Below are 18788 nucleotides of genomic sequence, written 5' to 3'. Positions count from 1 at the left end.
GCGCTGGATCTGAGTTTCTGCTTATGCGAATTTCGGATCCGCTGCACCCGGCTGGAAATCAAAAATGTGGCGCGCCCCGCCTGAGTCGGGGGCGCGCCACGGGCGCAGGGAGATACGCCCTATTTCTTCAGCACCGCATTGGCCTTGGCCGCGGCGTCCTTCAAGCCTGTCTCGGGATCGCCGCCGAGATAGATCTTCTGCATGGCATCCGAGGTGATCTGGGCAACTTCTTCCCAGCCCGGGATGACTGGCGCGAAACGGGCATCCGGAAGCAGGGCGGTGAAGGCGGCGAGATCGGCGTTGTTGACGTAATAGTCCATCTTGGCCTCTTCCTTGTTCACTGGGAGGAAGCCTTCGCCTTGCGTGAACTTGGCGCGCTGCTCCGTGGTGAACAGGAAGTCCATCAGCTTCCAAGCCTCGTCCTTGTTCTTGGAGTTCTTGAACATGATCATGGAGTCGGTGACGCCATAGGTGCCGCGCGCGCCGGTCGGACCGGCCGGAATGGCGGCCACGCCATATTTGAGGCTCGGCGCCTCCTCCTTGATCTGGTTGGACAGGAAGGGCGCCGTGATCATCATGCCGACCTTGCCCTGCTTGAACAGGTTCTGCACGTCCTCGCGGTTGTTGGAGGTGACGCCGGGCTCGGTCAGCCCCTCGTCGATCATCGACTTGTAGAGCTTGGCGGCTTCGAGCGCGCCCGGCGTGCCGAGGCCCGACGTGCCGTCCTTGTTGAGGATCTCGGTGCCCTGCGACCACATCGCGTAATAGTAATAGACGTCGGTCTCGATCTCCTTACCCTGCAGGCCGAAACCGAAGGCACCCTGCGCCTTGATCTTGCGCGCGTCCTCCTGCAGTTCGGTCCAGGTTGCCGGCGGTTTGGCGATGCCGGCTTTCTCGAACAGCTCCTTGTTGTAATACATGGCGCGCGCCGAAGCGGCGATCGGCAGGCCGTAGGTCTTGCCGCCCATGATCGAGGGCGACAGGAAGGTGTCGATGAAGCGGCCCTTGAATTCGGGCGTGATATAGCTGTCGAGCGGCTCGGCGACATCCTGCTGGACGAAATCGATCAGCCAGCGCGTGCCGATGATGGAGAGATCCGCATTGGTGCCGGCGGTGATGTCGGTGGTCAGCTTCTGCAAGAGCACATCCCACGGCACCACCTCGAACTTGACCGTGATGCCAGGGTTCTTCGCCTCGAACTCCTTCTTGACCTGCTCGAAGTAGGGGCCGGTCTTGGCGCTGTATTCAGCGACGGTAACCCGCACTTCGCCGGCCTCTGCCTGCGCCGCGAAGGCCAGCATGCCCATTCCGGCCATCAGGCCGGCAGTCCATTTTGCAAGGTTCATCCGATCTCTCCCATTTGTTCGCGCATTCGCGCTCCTTGTGCCGGTGCTGACACAAGATTTATGTGACTTTCCTACATTATCGATGAATTCGCCGCATGCAAGCGGATTAATATGTTGCTTAATTACATCGTGTTCTTTAGCCTCCCGGCATCTGCCTGACCTGCGGGAGGAGCAAGCGCCGTGGTTTCGAGAGCCGAATTCGAAGGCAGGACCGTCGTGGTCACCGGCGCCGGTGGCGGCCTTGGCTCGGCGATCGTCGCACTGCTGGCTGACAGAGGCGCGCGGGTGGTCGGCTGCGACCAGTCGCAAGAGGCGCTGGCGAGCCCGCACCTTGCCTCGCGCCATGTCTTCGACCTTCTCGACCGGGCCTCGATCGAGGCCGCGATCGCCGCCGTGCTCGAAAAGGACGGCGTCCCCGACATCCTGATCAACAATGCCGGCTGGACCCGCGCCGAGACGCTTGATGCGCTGACCGCGGACAGGATCGAGCACGAACTCGACCTCAACCTGACCGGCGTGATGATGTTCGCCGATCCCATTGCCAAGGCGATGGCCGCGCGCGGTTCGGGCAGTGTCGTCTTCATTTCCTCCGTCAACGCCATCGCGCATTTCGGCAACCCCGCCTATGCCGCCGCAAAGGCCGGCATCAACGCCTATGCCAAATCGATCGCCGTCGAGCTCGGCCGCCGCGGCGTGCGCGCCAATGTGGTTTGCCCCGGATCGATCCGCACCGCCGCCTGGGACCATCGCCTTGCCAAGGACCCTGAGATCTTGGGCAAGCTGCAGCGACTCTATCCGCTCGGCCGCATCGTCAACGCCTCGGAAGTCGCCGAAGCGGTGGCTTTCCTTGCTTCCGACCGGGCCTCGGGCGTAACAGGCGTGGTGATGCCCGTGGATGCGGGATTGACCGCCGGCTGCCTGCCGTTCATCGACGACATATTGGGAGCGTGACCATGACCGACGTCGAGTTTCGCAAGCTGTCGAAATCCTTTGGCCAGCACAAGATCCTCGAGGACATCAGCCTCGACATCAAGAGCGGCGAGTTCGTGGTGCTGGTCGGCCCGTCTGGCTGCGGCAAATCGACCTTGCTGCGCATGCTGGCAGGATTGGAGACCATCAGTTCCGGCGATCTCCTGATCGGCGGCACGCGCGCCAACGACCTGCCGCCGCAGCAGCGCAACATCGCCATGGTGTTCCAATCCTATGCGCTGTTTCCGCACCTGAAGGCCTCGGATAATATCGGCTTCGGCCCGAAAATCCGGGGCGAGAACCGCACGGACATCGACCAGAAGGTCAAAAAGGCGTCCGGCGTCCTCAACCTGTTCTCCTATCTCGACCGCTACCCCCGCCAGCTCTCAGGCGGCCAACGCCAGCGCGTCGCCATGGGGCGCGCCATCGTGCGCGAACCCTCGGTGTTCCTGTTCGACGAGCCGCTCAGCAATCTCGACGCACAGTTGCGCGTGCAGATGCGCACCGAGATCAAGGCGCTGCACCAACGGCTGAAATCGACCATCGTCTACGTCACCCACGACCAGATCGAGGCCATGACCATGGCCGACCGCATCGTGGTGATGGACCGCGGCAGGATCCAGCAGGTCGGGGCACCGCTGGAGCTCTATGACAGGCCGGCCAACAAGTTCGTCGCCGGCTTCCTCGGCTCGCCGTCGATGAGTTTTGTGTCCGGGGCTCTCAAGACGACGCCTGAGAAAACCTGGTTCGAGTCGGTCGGCGGCGGGCGGCTTGCGCTCGCCGGCAAGCCGGTGCCGGCAGGCAGTGCGGTGGAGGCGGGCATCCGACCCGAGCATTTCATCGTCGGTGAAGCCACCGGCACCATGACGCTCAAGGTTGACGTCGTCGAGCCGACTGGTTCCGAAACCCATGTCTACGGTGCCATTGGCACTGATACGGTACGCGCCGTGTTCCGCGACCGGCTGCCGGTCCGGCCAGGCGACCTGCTGCCGGTCTCCGTCGATCCCGGCAACATCCATCTGTTCGACACGGCGACGGGCCTGCCTCTGAGATGACGACGGAAACTCGGATATGAAGACGCCTGCCGACATCATCACCCGGCTGCAGCTGATGTCGCAGGACGGCACCAAGTCGGATCGCCGGCTGGCAAGCCTCGTCCTGTCCGACCTCGACTTCGCCTCGAAGGCCGCGATCTCCGAGATTGCCGCGCGCGTCGGCGTCAGTGAGCCGACGGTGACCCGTTTTTGCCGCAATCTCGGCTGCGAGGGCCTGCGCGACTTCAAGTTCCACCTGGCGCAGGCCATTGCCATCGGCGGCCAGTATCTGTCGCCGGAGCCGCTGAGCCGCGACGCCCGCGAGCAGCGCATTGCGTCGGCCATCACCGAAGCGGCTGTCACAGCCATCCAGCGCGCCAGCGAGAATCTCGACATGACGACGCTGGTCGATGTCGCCGCGCGCCTTGCTGCGTCAGGCAATGTGCTGTGCATCGGTTCGGGTGGCATTTCCTCGATGATGGCGACCGAAATGCAGAACCGGCTGTTCAGGCTCGGCCTGCCGGTTCTGGCGCAGATCGACGGGCAACTGCAGCGCATGTACGCCGCCGTCGCCACGCCGGACACCACCGTGGTCGCCTTCTCGGTCTCCGGTTATGCCCGCTCGGTCATCGAGGCGGTGCAGGTCGCCCAGCAATATGGCGCCGCCACGGTGGCCGTCACCGCGCCCGACTCCGCACTGGCCAAGGCCGCCGACACGGTCATCCACCTGCAGCCGCTCGAGGACGGCAACATCTACAAGCCGACATCATCGCGCTACGCGCTGCTGGCGATCGTCGATATGATCGTGACATCGGTCGCCGAGACGCGCGGCCCGAAGGTGCTGGAGAACCTGCGCCGCATCAAGCAGAGCGTGAACACGCTGAAGGTCGACGATCCGCGTTTGCCGCTGGGCGATTGATTGAACTTCAGGCAGAGGATTGATCGCAGACCGCTTCGACACGTCTTGCCAGCGCAGCCGGTTCGCCAACAATGCGCAGCGTCTTGAGCCGGGTCGTGCCGCCTGCAACGACCGAAACGGCCGAAGCCGGCACGCCCAGCGCCTTGGCGACCAGCTTCTCCAGCGCTTGATTGGCGGCGCCGTTTTCCGGCACGGCGCGGACCCGCGCCTTCACGTGACTTCGTCCGTCCGCCGAGATCTCGACACTTTCGAACCTGTCCACCGAAGACTTTGGCGTCAACCGGACAAACAGCTCGATGCCGTTGTCGCGAATGCGGTAAGGCGCGCTCAAGCGATCGTCAGGCCAGCAGCAGCGGCGCCACCGTTGTGAGAATGAACTGCCTGAGGAAGAACAGGATCAGCAGCAGGATGATCGGCGAGATGTCGATGCCGCCAAGGTCGGGCATGAAGCGCCGGATCGGCCGCAGCGCCGGCTCGGTCAGCCGGTAGAGCATGTTGCCGATGCTGCCGACGAACTGGTTGCGCGAGTTGACGACGTTGAATGCATAGAGCCAGGAAAAGATCGCCGAGGCGATGATGACCCACCAATAGAGGTCGAGCGCCATGACGATGGTTTGAATGAGGGCGAGCATGCCGGTCTCCAATTGTTGCCGACATGTAGCCATTACGCGCCAAACCGGCAAGGGCAGGTTCCGCCATGCGACCTGTGGTCGGGTTTTCGGTGATGCGCCGCCTTGACAGGAAACCGCGTCCCCCGATAAATGCGCCATCCGCTGGACGGGGCTGTAGCTCAGCTGGGAGAGCGCGTCGTTCGCAATGACGAGGTCAGGAGTTCGATCCTCCTCAGCTCCACCAGCGGAATAATCGATTGTCCGCCTTTCCCGAGCGGTAACGCCCAAGCATCATGCGATACCACGGCGTCAATGCCCCCAAAAATGGCCAGATGCGATTTCGCGTTCCCAAGGCGAAATGGTTGTCAATTGGACTTATGGCGATGGCCTCTGTCCGGTAGACGCTATTTTTTTTGGAAGCCGCCCCATTAGACTGGCGTTCTCAAATCAGTTTTTTCTGTGTGTTGTGACAAGGCGTTTCGGCAGGGGCGACCGAAGGCGCTATACGGATTCCGACTCGAAATGAAGAAGCCGCCCGCGGAAGCAAAAAAGTGTCCATTCGCGAGAATCTCGCTGCAAATCTCAGGCGGCTCTGCAAGGACCATGCTTCCGTCAGCGCGGTGTGCCGCGAGCTGGGCATCAACCGCACGCAGTTCGAGCGTTACCTGCAGGGGCAGACCGTTCCCAACAAGACCACCGCCAAGCTGATCTGCGACTACTTCCGCGTCGATGAACCCGAACTGTACCGGGACCCAGGCACGCCTGAGCTCTCGGCTCCCGGCCTGCCGCCGATTTCCGAAAGCCTGTTCACCCAGATGATCCGCCCGCCCGCTCCGTCGATCGCGAGCGGCACCTATTTCACCTATTTTTCGATTCCGACCCGCGCCGACCTCCTGATGCGCTCGGTGACCTTCGTGCGTCGCGAGGCCGAATTGGTCACATTCCGCAGGGTTACCGGATGGTCGGAGCGCCGCGGCTCGACATGGGCGCGGGCGCGCGGCAACCACTATGGCGTGGCGATCTCGCGTCTCAACTGGATCTATTTCAGCGGCGTCAACCGCCGCCAGACAGGCGAGCCGTCGCTGATCTCGGTGCAATGGGCGCCTATCTCCGAACCGGTGCTGACAGGCAAGGCCATGCTTCTGACCGAAACCGGACCGGCATTCGTGTCGGTCATCATGCGGCAGGACATGTCCAATATCCCGCCCAGGCGTGCGATCCGCATGGCGCACGTCATCAGGCTCGATGATCCCGGTATCGATCAGCTCGTCGTCAGCCTCGCCCGGGATGGACTGGGCTAGCCACTAGCTTACGCTAAATAAGAACAAGAATATCCCGAAAAAGCGTATGTTTGCGATTGCCTACTCCATATCCGAGTAAAATCGTTTTTTTCGACTTTGCAGCCAAGAAAGATATTTTAGATCACATTCGATTTACTACAATTTTAACAAAGTATTAAGTCTTGGGACCTTACCTTTCTTCTTGCGGATCCGAACCTGGCCCGCATTTGGCGGCTCGGTCGACCAATTAGCCAACTCGACATGCACATCGTAGCCAATACGGGTTCCCAGAATTCCATCGGATGACAGGAGTAGCACGTGTCAAACCAGTCCCTACGTCAGTCAGAGCTCGATAGTCTGCAATATATCGCGACGATGACCAACGAGCTGGTGCAGATGGCCGAAGCAAGCCGTTTTCCCATGATCTCCTATCTGCTCGGCATGGCCTATGCCGAGGCCTTCGATGTCTTGCGCGGCGCACGGCCGGCCAGACATGCGCAGCTCAGCGGCAACCCGATGCACCCCAAGGCACACGCGAAAGACAACCACGCCCAGCCAAGGACGGCGTAGGGCGCGTGATGGGCGGCTGCTAGTCCCGCAAACTGAACACGAATGGCGCCGTACGGCTGACGCGCGAGCCTAGTTCCGACGGCGGCGCCGGCACGGTGGCGCCCCGCAGCACCGCGAGCGCGGCACGGTCGAGTTCGGCATCGCCGGACGAACGGACCACGTGCGCCGATATCACCCGGCCTGAGGCATCCACGGTGAAGGCCACATTGGCATTGCCCTGCGCGCGTCGGGATTTCGCGGCACTCGGATAGCGCTTGTGGCGGTTGATCCACGCCGTCAGCCGCGATTCCCATTTGGCTGGGCTGACACCCGAAATCCCGGCCGCCGATTTCGGCGTCGCTGTCTTGGCGGCGGGCTTGATCTCGGCGCTCGCGGCACTTGCCGTCTTCGGCGGTTCCGCCTTTTGCTTCTTCGGCTTTAGCTTGGGCATGTCGGCAGGCCTTTTGACCCTGGCTTCGGCCGGTTCCTTTTCCTTGCGCCGCTCCGTCGGCTTTGCCTGCGGCAACGGAACGACAACCTCCGGCGCGACGGTCTCGACGATATCGGGGACGACCTCCTCCAGCGGCGGCTGGTCGACTGGTTCGACTTTCGTCATCTCCGTTGACTCGTCCGGCGGCACCGTCTCCGGCTCGGCAGCAGGCTCCGCTTGCTCGATCACCTTGTCGGGTTCGGCTTCGGTGACCTTTTCGGTCTCTTCAACCGGCTCGGTCTGGTCGGGAATGGCCGCACCGAGCATCGCGGCGTGTTCAGGTAACGCCGGCGTCACCATCATCGGCGCCATTTCGATCATCAGGGCTGGCGGCGGTCCGCCATCCGGCGGGTCGGCTGGACTGAAATTCTGCACGGCATAGGCGACCGCGACGTGCGCCCCAAGCATCAGCACGGCCGCACATGCCCACAGGCCAAGATCGCGCCAGCCGAAGCGCGACAGGACCATCGTGGCCGAGGCGGCGGAGCATGTCATGGGGCAGCCGTCGCGCCTGGCACCGGTGCGGCGGCATCACTGGCGGGAGCGGCTTCCAGGCCGACCAGGGCGACCTTCAGATAGCCGGCTGCACGCAGCAGGTTCATCGCCTCCATCAGGTCGCCACAGGCGACCGCCTTGCCGGCGCGCAGGAAGATGCGCGTCTGCTTGTCGCCCTTGGTGCGGCTGTCGAGTATGGCGGCAAAAGCCGGGCGCGGCACGGCGTCATTGCCGATCGAGAGCGTGAGATCATCCTTCAATGTCAGGAAAAGCGGGGTCTCCGGCCGCGGCGCCGATGTCGCGGTCGACCTGGGCAGATCGACATTGACATCCACCGTCGCCAGCGGCGCCGCGACCATGAAGATGATCAGGAGCACCAGGATGACATCGATGAACGGCGTGACATTGATCTCGTGGCTCTCCTCGAGGTCGTCATCCATGCTCTGGCGGATTCGGCTGCCCATGGTCTTGCGCCGCTACTCGGCCGCCACCGCCGTCGCGGGTGCGACGGAGCGGAAATCGAGGTCGCGGCTGACCAGCCGTTCGACGCCCGCCGAGGCGTCGGCCAGGACCTGCCGGTAGCCGGCTATGGAGCGGGCGAAGACGTTGTAGATCACCACCGCCGGAATCGCCGCGACCAGACCCATCGCGGTGGCCAGCAGCGCCTCGGCGATGCCTGGCGCGACCACGGCGAGATTGGTGGTCTGCGCCTGCGAAATGCCGATGAAGGCGTTCATGATGCCCCAGACGGTGCCGAACAGGCCGACGAAAGGCGCGGTGGAACCGATCGTCGCCAGCAGGCCGGTGCCGCGCGACATGCGCCGCGACGCCGCCGCCTCGATGCGCGACAGGCGCGAATTGACCCGTTCCTTCAGCCCGTCTCCGCCGACATGGTCGAGCGCGCCGGCCGAAAGCGCGGTCTCTTCCTCCGCCGCCCGCACCAGGAGCGCGCCGGGGCCGCCACCACGGTCGAGCGCACGGCTCGCCTGCTTCAACGTCGCGGCATCGCCGATCGCGCGAACCGCGCGCCGGATGCGCAGCTTGCCGCCGAAAATCTCCAGCGATTTGGCCAGCCAGATCGTCCAGGTGACGAGCGACGCGAAGGCCAATCCGATCATCACCGCCTTCACGATGATGTCGGCGGCCATGAACATGCCCCATGGCGACAGGTCGTGCGGCAGGTTCAGCTCCATCGCCCCCGCAGGTGCCGCCCCCGCCGGCAGCGCGGGCGCGGGCGTCGCAGATGCGGCCGTCGTGGCGGATGCCGGTGCGGCTGGAGCAGCTTGTGCCGCTTCGGTCGGCGCGGCAGGTGCCTCGACTGCTGGAGCAGCGCCGGCCGGTTGCTCCTGGGTCATCGCGCCGGTCGCCGCCAGGATCACCGATGCGACAAATGCCGCCAACAAACAATGTCTCGACACGAGCTTCTTCCTTGTCCTTACAGCGGCCCCCGGTCATGGCATTTCTCCAGCGCGGCCGCCGCATTCCAATCCCGGCTGCGCCAGGCAAGGTGCCCGGCTGACTATGAAACATGAACTTATTAGTCAACATTAAAGATGACTGCAATGCTCAACAATTTGGGAATGCGCCGCAAAATCCCTGAAACGCTACGGCGCCGGTGGTCTGCGATATCCGCCCCGGGCTATACGATGACAGGCATCCAGTGTCGCCGTGTCGATGCGGACTCGCTAGACTGATCCGGCAGCAAGGAGTTCCGGATGATCAAGGCAATACCTTTCGATTACCCCTATGACGGCAGGCTGGTTGCCGAAAACACTGCGTTGATCGTCATCGACCTGCAACAGGATTTCCTGTCGACATCGGGCTATTTCGCCAGAAAAGGGTATGACCCCTCGCCGCTGCGGGCGATCCTGCCGACGGTGAACCGTCTGATCGCGGCCGCACGCGAAGCCGGCGTCATGATCATCCACACCAGACAGGGTTACCGCGCCGACATGGCCGACATGACGCCCTACGAGAAATGGCGCCGCAAGCGCGCCGGCCTCGACGGCACCGACGTCCTGCTGCGCTCCGGCGCAGGGTTCCAGATCGTTCCGGAGATCGATGTCGCCCCGCGCGACATCATCGTCGACAAGACCTGCAACAGCGCTTTTACCTATACGGATTTCGAGCTTGTGCTGCGCGCGCAAGGCATCACCCATCTGATGTTTTCCGGCTGCACGACGGATGTCTGCGTTCACACCACGTTGCGCGAAGCCTGTGACCGCAATTTCCAGTGCCTGACAATCTCGGACGCCTGCGCCAGCGGCGACAGGCAAGCGCATGAAGCGGCATTGCACATGGTGACGGTCGAGGACGGCGTCTTCGGCGTGCTGGCCGATTCGGACGCCGTCATCGCGGGCTTGTCGCGCCTTCCTTGCCCGACTGATCCGGGTGCCGCTACTCCAGCATGACGATGGCCTCGACCTCGAAGAGCATCGGGTCGATCGCAAGCTTGGGAACGGGAACCAGGGTTTGTGCCGGCAGCGTCTCGCCGAACATCTCCTTCGCGCTCTGGGTCAACACGCCAAGCTTGGACATGTCGTGATCGACGACGAAGACCGTGAGCTTGGCGACCTTGTCCGGCCTGGCGCCGAGCGCATCCAACGCGGCGCGCAGATTTGCGTAGGCTTGCTTAACCTGGACGGCGAAGTCGGGCGACAAGCCTCCCGTGCTGTCTTGGCCGCCCTGCCCGGAAATGTAGGCCACCCGGGCTCCGGCGGGCATGATTACGGCTGTGCTATAGCCATTCGGCGACGGGTCGTAGAGGGTTTTTGGATTGACGATGGTCAACCTGGAATCATTCGCATTCACTGGCGCCACAGTGGAAGCTGCCATGATCATGATTAGTCCTCCGATAAGCAGATGGTTGGTTGTGCGTGACATGATTTTTCTTACCTCCGCGGACCGACTCGTACGCCATACGAGCCAGTCGCATGGTACATTGTACGAGTCAATTGAGCGGGATCGACATTCCTGCCATTGCCGGCCAAAATCGATATACTGAACAGAGAGGAAGATGGATGACCGCCAAACGCAGCGGCGCCCGGAGCAAACGGCCCCGACGGACGGAATTCCAGCCCGCGCCGGAGCCGCGCGGTGAACCGCACCTCTTGCTGGAACGCCCTCTCTCCCTGGAACGCATTGTCGCCACTGCGGTGGAACTGCTGGACGCACGGGGGATCGACGGATTGACGATGCGTCGACTGGCTGATCGCCTCGGCTCGGGCGTGATGAGCCTATATTGGCACGTCGACGACAAGGACGGCGTCTTCGATCTGGCGCTCGATTCCGTGCTCGAATATCGCGGATCGCCGCAAATGAATGGCGCTGAGGACTGGCGAGTGGAAATTGTCCATATGCTCGAAGACTGGCGGGCCGGCATGCTGCGCCATCCCTGGTCGGTACCGCTGTTGTCGAGCCGGGCGCTTGGACCGAACATTCTCAGCCGCCTGGAATTGCTCGGCAGGACTTTGTCCCGAGCCGGCGTGGCGGACAAGGATTTGAACGTCGCGATCTGGTCGCTATGGAACTATGTGATGGGCGCCACCATAACCCGGACGAGTTTCGACCTCGCGGACAGCGACAAGGCCGCCACGCAGCAGCACCACGCACATCCGGGCGCACGCTATCCCACGATCCAACGCTCCCGCCTGCTGTTCGACGACGATTGGGTCGGCACCTTCAGGAAGGGCCTCGATTTGCTGCTTGCGGGCCTCGCTCCCGGGAAATGAACCTGCCAAGCTGTGGCGCATCGGCCTCCCGGCGCGCCAGGGAGTTGCGCAGCAGCGCCATTGTTTCCCGGCCAACTGTCGCGATCTCGTGTGGCCTGTCGACGCCGACGACCATGAACTCATCGATGCCGAGAGCCGCATAGGCAAGCAACGACAGCGCGACCTGGGCCGGTGGCCCGGAGAGGTCGACCGCCTTGTGGCCGGCGGCGGAAACACCTTGGTGGATCCTGACCGGAAGCGCGAAGCGCAGTTTGCCGGCACGGCCATATTCGGCTGCGGCGCCACGCGCCCGCTCCATCAATTGCCTGATATCGTCGATCGAGCCCGGCGCCAGCTCGAAGAGATCGGCATGCCGGCCGGCCACCTTCAGCGCCGTTCCGGATTGCCCGCCCATGCGGATCACAAGGTCGGCGCCATGCGGACCCTTGCGCGGCACGTAACCACCCTTGATGCTGTAAAACGCGCCTTCGTGATCGAAGGGCCGGTCGTTCGACCACAGCCGCTTCAACAGGACCAGATATTCGTCGATGCGCTGCCAGACGACGCCATGGCCGACCGGCCGTGTCTCGGCATCGTCATCGTTCAGCGGCTCGCTGATCATCCTGAGCGCCAGCCGTCCGCCGCTCTCCCTGTCGATGGACGCCAGCTGGCGGGCAGCCACCGTCGGGTCGATAACCCCGGCCCAATGAGTGAGCACCACTTCCAGCGAAGCGGTGCGGTTGAGCACCTGGGACGCAAGATCCATGTTGGTCAGCAGCCCGGCCGAATCGTCGACGACGATCTTCTGGAAACCGCCGTCCTCGATCAGCCCGAGCTTCGTCGCGGTCTCGGCGAAGTCATAGAAAAAAGGAACCGCCGCGTCGGCGGTCTTGCCGGGAATATGGGTGAATTCGATCGGCATTGTCATCTCCTCCATCTCTGGATTCACTGATGCTGTGAAATGCGGCCCCTCAGGTGCGCGAAAGCGCTCCGGGATCCGGTTCATTCAACTCCGATTGCCTGAAAGCTGTGGGGCAACAGCCCCTGTCGATCCCTTAGGGAATAAGGCCCAGCACGACTGCCCCGGTGAACACGAACGCAAGGGCAAAGACGAGATAGGCGAAAGCGCCAGCATAGGCCGGGCGAAAGCCCTGGGCATTGGCCAGCTTCTGGCCGTTGCTGTCGGTCTGGGCGTTCTGGATATAGGACATATCGACCTCCGTCTGTGGTTAATCTATAAAACTTGTAGACTTTGTCGATTGCTATTTTTGCGTCATAGGCAAAATTATTTTCTGATCGATCGTCGAAAATTGGTACGAAATTGCTATGGAGGCAAATCCAGGCGCTCGACGGAGATGGATGGCGGCATCGCTTCACGCGCCTATTTCCTGCATTGGCCACCCGATGCAGGAGGGATAGCATCGTTGCCGGTGGCAACATGAAATCATCCAAAAGGACGTTGGGAGCAGAAAAATGGGCGAAAGACTGGCCGGCAAGGTCGCCATCATTTCGGGCGGAGCGACGGGAATGGGCGGCGCGGCTTCGGAGTTGTTCGCCGCCGAAGGCGCCAGGGTGGCGATCATCGACCGCAACGGTGAAGCAGCCGCTGCAACCGCGGCCGCGATACGCGCGCGGGGACACATGGCCGAATACTTTGTCGCCGACGTTTCCGATGAGGCTCAGGTCGAGGCGGCGGTTACAGGAGCGACCGAAAAACTCGGGCCCGTCACCGTGCTGTTCAACCATGCCGGCACCATCGTGATAAAGCCGTTCCTGGAGACGACACTGCAGGAATGGGATTGGCTGCACGCCGTCAATGTGCGCTCGATGTTCCTGATGACACGCGCCGTGCTGCCCGGCATGATCGCCGCCGGCGGTGGATCGATCGTCTGCACCTCGTCGATCTCGGCGGTGGCGGCGACGCCGAATGAAGTGCTCTACGACACCACCAAGGGCGCCTGCCACATGTTCGCGCGCGCCATCGCGGTGGAGTTCCGTGATCGCAACATCCGTTGCAACGCGGTCTGTCCCGGCTTCATCAGAACGCCGCACGGCCTGCGCGAGGTCGCCGACCTTGGCAAGCTTGGGGTCGATGTCTCGGACGCCGCACTTGCCGCGCAGCAGGGCCGCATCGGCGAGCCGGAGGAAGTGGCGAAGGCAGCGCTTTACCTGGCGAGCGACGAGTCCAGTTTCGTCAACGGCACGCATCTGTTCGTGGATAACGGCTTTACCGCGATGTGACGCATTCGGGTTTTGGGTCTTCGACCCAGGGACAGCTTGGCGCCTTCCTCTACCCGTCGATCGGGGGAGAGGAAAGGATGCCAATTATTCGCTTACCGCTCTTCCCGCCGAAACGGCTTCAGCAGTGCCGAGGGTGCCACCGCGTTGCGCGACATGACCGCCATCGCGACTATGGTAAAGATGAACGGAAGCATCAGGAACGCCTCGTAGGGGATATGCCCCAAACCGCTCGCCTGCATGCGGAGTTGCAAGGCATCGACGAAGGCGAACAGCAGCGCGGCCCCTGCCGAGCGCCACGGGTCCCAGCGGCCGAACACGACCAGCGCGATCGCCACCCAGCCGCGCCCGGAGACCACGCCGAAGGTGAAGGCATTGAATTGCGCCATCGACAGGAAGGCGCCGGCGAGCCCCATCAGGGCGCCGCCGAGAATGACGGCCTGGAAACGCGTGGCAATGACGCTGACGCCGGCCGAATCGGCGGCGCGCGGGTTTTCACCGACCATGCGCACCGACAGGCCCCAGGGTGTGCGGTAGAGCACGAAGGCGGCGAGCGGGATGGCAATGATCGCCATGTAGACCAGCGCGAACTGGTTGAACACCGCAGGTCCCAGCACTGGAATATCTGAGAGGACCGGGATCGGCAGCGTCTGAAAACCCTTGATGCTCGGCGGCACCGATTGCTGGCCGAAGATCAGCCGGTAGAGGAAATAGGCAAGGCCCGACGAGAACAGCGTGACGCCGATGCCGCAGACATGCTGGCTGAGGCCGAGCGCCACCGTGAACAGCGCATGCAGCGCGCCCATCAGCATGCCGGTCAGCACCGCCACCAGCACGCCGAGCCACAGGCTTCCACTGAGGCTGGTGGCGGTGAAGCCGGTCATCGCGCAGAGCAGCATGATGCCTTCGATGCCGAGATTGAGCACGCCGGCCCGTTCGGAGAACATTTCGCCGAGCGTGGCAAAGGCCAGCGGCGTGGCGATGCGGATGATGGCGGCGAGAAAGCCGACCTGAAAAATCTGTTCGAACACCGCGCTCATCCGAAGGCTCCGACGCGGCGGATGCGATAGGCGGTGAACAGCAGCGCCACCAGCATGGCGAGCAGCGCCGTGCCCTGGATGACGTCGCTGAGGAAGGCCGGCACGCCGGTCGCCCGCGACATCGCCTCGGCACCGGTCATCACGGCCGCCAGAAAAATCGCCGCCGGCACGACGCCGAGCGGGTTGAGCCGCGCCAGCATGGCGACGACGATGCCGGAATAGCCGTAGCCCGGCGAGATGTCGCTCATCACCTGGAAGTGCACGCCGCCGACCTCGCCGACGCCGGCAAGACCTGCCAGCGCGCCCGACAGCAGCGCCGTCGAGATCAGCACTCGCTCGACATGGATGCCGCCGTATCTGGCCGCTTCCGGGTTTTCGCCGGTAACCCTGATCCGGAAGCCGAGCGTCGTGCGCACGATCAGGAACCAGATCAATGGGGCCGCGACCAGCGCCGCGACGACACCGAGATGCAGTCGCGTGCCTTCGATCAACACCGGAAAGTTCGCCGAATCCTCGATCGGCGGCGAAATCGGGTAGCCGCTGAAGCTATCCTTCCACGGCCCTTCGATCAGCGCCATCAAGGCGTAGTAGATGACCGAGTTGAGCAACAGGGAGCTCACCACATCATCGACCTTGAATTTTACGCGCAGCGTCGCCGGCACCAGCGCTACTGCGGCGCCTGCGGCCGCACCCGCCAGCGCCATCAGCAGCATGGCGAGCGGCCCCGGCATGGGAATGGCGCCAACAAAACAGCTCGCCACCGCACCGGCAAGCAATTGCCCCTCGGCGCCGATGTTCCAGAATTTGGCGCGGAAGGCGACAGCCACCGCCAGCCCGGTAAAAATCATCGGTGCGGCCCGCACCAGCGTTTCGGTGATGGCATAGCTGTCGCCGAGCGAAGCCGTGAACATAACCCCGTAGGAATCGAGGACACCCGCGCCGGCCAGCGCGATCAGCCCGCTGCACAGGATGAGCGTGGCGGCGATCGCCAGCAGCGGCAAGGCGAGGTTGAACCAGGCGGGTGTCGAGGTGCGGACTTCGAGGCGGAACATCAGCCGTGCCCCTCCGCGCCGGTCATCAGCAGGCCGAGCCGCGCGACGGTCGCGTCGGCGCTGTCCAGCGTGCCGGCGATGCGGCCTTCATACATCACCGCGATGCGGTCGCAGAGCACCAGCAGTTCTTCCAGATCCTCGCCGATGACGATGATGCCGCAACCCTTGGCGCGCATGTCGAGGAATTTTTCGTGGATGAAACGGGCGGCGCCAATGTCGAGGCCGCGCGTCGGCTGCGACACGATCAGCACCTTTGGGTCGAAGGCAAGCTCGCGCGCCAGCAGCGCCTTCTGCAGATTGCCGCCGGACAGCGCGCCGGCGCGCGTCATCGGCCCGGGACATCTGATATCATAGGCCTTGATCTGTTCTTCGGCGAAAGCGCGGATCGCATCCGGCTTGAGCAGCCCCCTGGCGGAGAAGGCAGATGTGCCGATGCGCGGCAGCACCATGGAATCGGCGAGCGGCAGATTGGTGACCAGCCCCGTCGTCATGCGATCTTCCGGGATGCGGCCAAGGCCCAGCGCCTGCACCTCGCGCGGCGAGAACCGCGATACGGTCTGGCCGGCGATGGTCATCCGGCCGGCATCGGGCGCGCGCACGCCCGAGATGACCTCCGCCAGTGCCCGCTGGCCATTGCCGGAGACGCCGGCAATGCCGAGGATTTCGCCCGCACGAACCGCAAGCGACACATCGCGCAGCGCCGTGCCGGAATGCCGGGAGGTTGAAATGCCATCGAGCGTCAGCACATCGGCGCCGGGCACCGACGGCCCCCTCGCCGGCGGCACGATCTCATGGCCGCACATCAATTGCGCCATTGCGGCCGACGTCGTGTTGGCAGGATCGTCGACACGGCCGGCGACGCGGCCATGCCGCAGTACGGTGCAGCGATGGGTGAGTGCCCGCACCTCATTGAGCTTGTGCGAGATGAAGATGATGCCGAGCCCTTGCGCCGCCATAGACCGCAACGCCGAAAACAAACCCTCGACCTCGCTCGGCGCCAGCACTGCAGTCGGTTCGTCGAGAATCAAGAGCCTGGCGCCTCGAAACAGCGCCTTGACGATTTCCAGCCGCTGCTGCTCGCCGACCGACAGCGCCGAGACCGGCAGATCGGGATCAAGCGTCAGCCCGTGCTGGCTGCTGATTTCAGCAAGCCGAGCCAGCCCGCCGGCGCGATCGATCCGCCCCGACTTGCCCGGAATACCGATGAGCAGGTTTTCCAGCACCGTCAGCCGTGGCGCCAGATGGAAATGCTGGTGCACCATGCCGATGCCGGCGGCCAGCGCATCGGCCGAGCTCGTGATCCGTACCGGCCGGCCTTGGATCAGGATCTCGCCGGCATCCGGCGCGTAAGCGCCGAACAGCACGTTCATCAATGTCGTCTTGCCGGCGCCGTTCTCGCCGAGCAGACCGAGGATTTCGCCCGGCGCCACGCTGAGATTCACGGCCTCGTTCGCCTTGAGGGCGCCGAAGGTCTTGGTGATGCCGCGCATTTCGATGAGGGGGGCGGACAAGGGCGCTCCTGAAAGGAATTGGCTTTACCATGGCAGCTTTGATTGACAGGGATGCGCTGCACCCCCGTCAGGCCTGCCGGACGAGGGGCGCCACGCACCGGCCCCTCGCAACCAACCCTCAATCCGAAACCGGCGTGTTCTCGTCCACATCCACCCGGAAATTGCCTTCCAGGATCTCGGCCTTCTTCTTCTCGACCAGATCCTTGATCTCGGCGGGTAACGTTTTGTCGAACTTGTGGAAGGGTGCCAGATACGAGCCGCCCTTGGCCATGCGCGAGAAATCGCCGTAATCCTGCGCCGTGTAGACGCCGGCCTTGACCAGCTTGATCGCCTGCTCGACCGTCGGGTACATGTCCCAGACCGGGCCGGTGATGACCGTGTCGGGGCCGAGGCTCGACTGGTCGGACATGTTGGAGATGGCGAAGATCTTCTTCTCCACCGCCGCCTCGATGACGCCGAAGCGTTCGGCATAGATGACATCGACGCCGGCATCGATCTGCGCCACCGCGGCCTCCTTGGCCTTCGGCGGATCGAAGAACGAGCCGATGAAGGCGACCTTCTTCTTGACGTTCGGATTGACCTCCTTGGCGCCGGCAAAGAAGGCGTTGACCAGCCGGTTCACTTCCGGGATGCCCATCGCCGCCACCGCGCCGACGGTGCCCGACTTCGACATCTTGCCGGCGATCATGCCCGAGAGATAAGCCGGCTCATGGATCCAGTTGTCGAACACGCCGAAATTGGGTTCGGCCGGCCCGGCTCCCGAGCCGAACAGCCAGGCGGTCTTCGGGAACTGCTTGGCGGTGCGGCGTGATTCACGCTCGGCGGCGAAGGCATCGCCCAGCACCAGCTGGTAGCCGCCTTGCGCATATTCGCGCATGACGCGGCTGAAGTCGGCGGTCTGCACCTTCTCGGACCATTTGTATTCGATACCGAGTTCCTTCTCGGCCTTCTGCAAGGCGACGTGGATCTGGTTGTCCCAAGGCTCCTCGATCGGAGTGGCGAAGATCGCCGCCACTTTCAGTTTTTTGCCCGCCGCGAAGGCCGCACCAGGCAGCATCGCCGCCGCCAGGCCAAGAGCGCCCAGCTCCAGCACGTTGCGCCGCGACAGCCCTTCGCGCATCGAATGGGATTTGTTCTTCCGGTTTTCCATTGAAGTGCCCCTCTGTTCGACAGCCGTGTCGAGCCGGCTGTTCCAAAAATCAGACGGGGAACTATGGAACGGGTCAGCACTTTTGTCCACATGGTCAAATTTGGCGGAGCGCCGAATCTGGCCATGGTCTTGGCGAGCCGAGAACCGACGATCAGGCCCGTTCGAGCGCAACGGCAATGCCCTGGCCGACGCCGATGCACATGGTGGCCAGCGCGTAGCGGCCACCGCGTTCGCGCAGCTCACGTGCGGCCGTCCCTGAGATGCGGGCGCCCGACATGCCCAGGGGATGCCCAAGTGCGATGGCGCCGCCATTCGGATTGACGTGCGGCGCATCCTCGGCAATGCCGAGCTCGCGCAGCACGGCGATGCCTTGTGAGGCGAAGGCTTCGTTGAG

General features: G+C 63.5%; 21 protein-coding genes, 1 tRNA gene and 1 pseudogene. 9 read left to right on the top strand and 14 right to left on the bottom strand.

The window, feature by feature from the left end:
• Positions 1-119: 119 nt before the first annotated feature.
• Entirely contained in the window at positions 120-1346 is a 1227-nt protein-coding gene (locus O7A60_RS06455; RefSeq protein ID WP_337105574.1) for an ABC transporter substrate-binding protein, read from the bottom strand.
• 180 nt (positions 1347-1526) lie between these two features.
• On the opposite strand from O7A60_RS06455, the gene O7A60_RS06450 reads away from it, so the two are divergent.
• Genes O7A60_RS06450 through O7A60_RS06440 form a run of 3 tightly spaced genes read left to right on the top strand, consistent with a single transcriptional unit; the run spans position 1527 to position 4268 of the window.
• The gene (locus O7A60_RS06450) at positions 1527-2297 is read left to right on the top strand and encodes an SDR family NAD(P)-dependent oxidoreductase (protein ID WP_337105573.1); all 771 of its coding nucleotides are present in this window, start codon (positions 1527-1529) and stop codon (positions 2295-2297) included.
• Between the two features lie 2 nt (positions 2298-2299).
• Positions 2300-3370 (top strand): ABC transporter ATP-binding protein, encoded by a 1071-nt coding sequence (locus tag O7A60_RS06445; protein ID WP_337105572.1) that lies wholly within the window; start codon positions 2300-2302, stop codon positions 3368-3370.
• A 16-nt stretch (positions 3371-3386) separates the two neighbouring features.
• Complete coding sequence (locus O7A60_RS06440; RefSeq protein ID WP_027144548.1) at positions 3387-4268, top strand: MurR/RpiR family transcriptional regulator; 882 nt, start codon at positions 3387-3389, stop codon at positions 4266-4268.
• Positions 4269-4275: 7 nt separating this feature from the next.
• On the opposite strand, the gene O7A60_RS06435 is transcribed toward O7A60_RS06440, so the two are convergent.
• Together O7A60_RS06435 and O7A60_RS06430 are read right to left on the bottom strand one after the other, a co-directional pair.
• A complete protein-coding gene (locus O7A60_RS06435; protein WP_337105571.1) occupies positions 4276-4599 on the bottom strand; it encodes a DUF167 family protein in 324 nt (107 codons plus the stop codon).
• Between the two features lie 7 nt (positions 4600-4606).
• Positions 4607-4900 (bottom strand): YggT family protein, encoded by a 294-nt coding sequence (locus O7A60_RS06430; RefSeq protein ID WP_015315112.1) that lies wholly within the window; start codon positions 4898-4900, stop codon positions 4607-4609.
• A gap of 147 nt (positions 4901-5047) precedes the next feature.
• Between O7A60_RS06430 and O7A60_RS06425 the strand changes: the two genes are divergently transcribed.
• The 3 genes from O7A60_RS06425 (at position 5048) to O7A60_RS06415 (ending at position 6729) form a co-directional block, all read left to right on the top strand.
• A tRNA-Ala gene (locus tag O7A60_RS06425) sits at positions 5048-5123 on the top strand.
• A gap of 307 nt (positions 5124-5430) precedes the next feature.
• On the top strand, positions 5431-6180 hold the full coding sequence (locus O7A60_RS06420; RefSeq protein WP_337105570.1) for a helix-turn-helix transcriptional regulator: 750 nt from the start codon (positions 5431-5433) through the stop codon (positions 6178-6180).
• 297 nt (positions 6181-6477) lie between these two features.
• Positions 6478-6729, top strand: a complete 252-nt coding sequence (locus tag O7A60_RS06415; protein ID WP_127277088.1) for a hypothetical protein — start codon at positions 6478-6480, stop codon at positions 6727-6729.
• Between the two features lie 19 nt (positions 6730-6748).
• Here O7A60_RS06415 and O7A60_RS06410 read toward each other — a convergent pair whose 3' ends face one another.
• The 3 genes from O7A60_RS06410 to exbB are packed head-to-tail and all read right to left on the bottom strand — an operon-like array spanning position 6749 to position 9111.
• Positions 6749-7693: an energy transducer TonB gene (locus O7A60_RS06410; protein WP_337105569.1), complete on the bottom strand. Its 945-nt coding sequence runs from the start codon at positions 7691-7693 to the stop codon at positions 6749-6751.
• A complete protein-coding gene (gene exbD, locus O7A60_RS06405) occupies positions 7690-8157 on the bottom strand; it encodes a TonB system transport protein ExbD (RefSeq protein WP_337105568.1) in 468 nt (155 codons plus the stop codon). Before exbD ends, O7A60_RS06410 begins: the two co-directional genes overlap by 4 nt.
• A 12-nt stretch (positions 8158-8169) precedes the next feature.
• Positions 8170-9111: a tonB-system energizer ExbB gene (gene exbB / locus O7A60_RS06400; RefSeq protein WP_337105567.1), complete on the bottom strand. Its 942-nt coding sequence runs from the start codon at positions 9109-9111 to the stop codon at positions 8170-8172.
• Positions 9112-9408: 297 nt separating this feature from the next.
• Between exbB and O7A60_RS06395 the strand changes: the two genes are divergently transcribed.
• On the top strand, positions 9409-10104 hold the full coding sequence (locus O7A60_RS06395) for a cysteine hydrolase family protein (protein WP_337105566.1): 696 nt from the start codon (positions 9409-9411) through the stop codon (positions 10102-10104).
• Here the strand turns inward: O7A60_RS06395 and O7A60_RS06390 are convergent.
• Positions 10091-10576, bottom strand: a complete 486-nt coding sequence (locus O7A60_RS06390; protein ID WP_027144555.1) for a RidA family protein — start codon at positions 10574-10576, stop codon at positions 10091-10093. The genes O7A60_RS06395 and O7A60_RS06390 overlap by 14 nt on opposite strands.
• Positions 10577-10713: 137 nt before the next feature.
• On the opposite strand from O7A60_RS06390, the gene O7A60_RS06385 reads away from it, so the two are divergent.
• The gene (locus O7A60_RS06385; RefSeq protein ID WP_337105565.1) at positions 10714-11424 is read left to right on the top strand and encodes a TetR/AcrR family transcriptional regulator; all 711 of its coding nucleotides are present in this window, start codon (positions 10714-10716) and stop codon (positions 11422-11424) included.
• On the opposite strand, the gene O7A60_RS06380 is transcribed toward O7A60_RS06385, so the two are convergent.
• Positions 11375-12325 (bottom strand): LLM class flavin-dependent oxidoreductase, encoded by a 951-nt coding sequence (locus tag O7A60_RS06380; RefSeq protein ID WP_337105564.1) that lies wholly within the window; start codon positions 12323-12325, stop codon positions 11375-11377. The two genes, O7A60_RS06385 and O7A60_RS06380, sit on opposite strands and share 50 nt — an antisense overlap.
• Before the next feature lie 133 nt (positions 12326-12458).
• Positions 12459-12614 (bottom strand): hypothetical protein, encoded by a 156-nt coding sequence (locus tag O7A60_RS06375; RefSeq protein ID WP_140510795.1) that lies wholly within the window; start codon positions 12612-12614, stop codon positions 12459-12461.
• 262 nt (positions 12615-12876) lie between these two features.
• Between O7A60_RS06375 and O7A60_RS06370 the strand changes: the two genes are divergently transcribed.
• Positions 12877-13644 carry an SDR family NAD(P)-dependent oxidoreductase gene (locus O7A60_RS06370; RefSeq protein WP_337105563.1) on the top strand — a complete coding sequence of 256 codons (768 nt, stop codon included), beginning with the start codon at positions 12877-12879 and terminating at the stop codon, positions 13642-13644.
• A gap of 92 nt (positions 13645-13736) precedes the next feature.
• Here the strand turns inward: O7A60_RS06370 and O7A60_RS06365 are convergent, their stop codons facing one another.
• The 5 genes and pseudogenes from O7A60_RS06365 to O7A60_RS06345 form a co-directional block, all read right to left on the bottom strand.
• Positions 13737-14681, bottom strand: coding sequence for an ABC transporter permease (locus tag O7A60_RS06365; protein WP_027144559.1), 945 nt, complete (start codon positions 14679-14681; stop codon positions 13737-13739).
• Positions 14678-15733, bottom strand: a complete 1056-nt coding sequence (locus tag O7A60_RS06360) for an ABC transporter permease (RefSeq protein WP_337105562.1) — start codon at positions 15731-15733, stop codon at positions 14678-14680. Before O7A60_RS06360 ends, O7A60_RS06365 begins: the two co-directional genes overlap by 4 nt.
• Positions 15733-17244 (bottom strand): ABC transporter ATP-binding protein, encoded by a 1512-nt coding sequence (locus O7A60_RS06355; protein WP_337105561.1) that lies wholly within the window; start codon positions 17242-17244, stop codon positions 15733-15735. The genes O7A60_RS06360 and O7A60_RS06355 overlap by 1 nt, the downstream gene beginning before the upstream one ends.
• Positions 17245-17362: 118 nt before the next feature.
• Positions 17363-18394 carry a BMP family protein gene (locus O7A60_RS06350; protein WP_337105560.1) on the bottom strand — a complete coding sequence of 344 codons (1032 nt, stop codon included), beginning with the start codon at positions 18392-18394 and terminating at the stop codon, positions 17363-17365.
• 151 nt (positions 18395-18545) lie between these two features.
• Positions 18546-18788: pseudogene (locus tag O7A60_RS06345) on the bottom strand (3-oxoadipyl-CoA thiolase); the annotation flags it as partial.

This window comes from Mesorhizobium salmacidum (SeqCode), assembly GCF_037179605.1.
Taxonomy (GTDB): domain Bacteria; phylum Pseudomonadota; class Alphaproteobacteria; order Rhizobiales; family Rhizobiaceae; genus Mesorhizobium; species Mesorhizobium salmacidum.
Note: the sequence above shows the minus strand (reverse complement) of the source record. Positions and strands in the feature narration are given on the sequence as shown.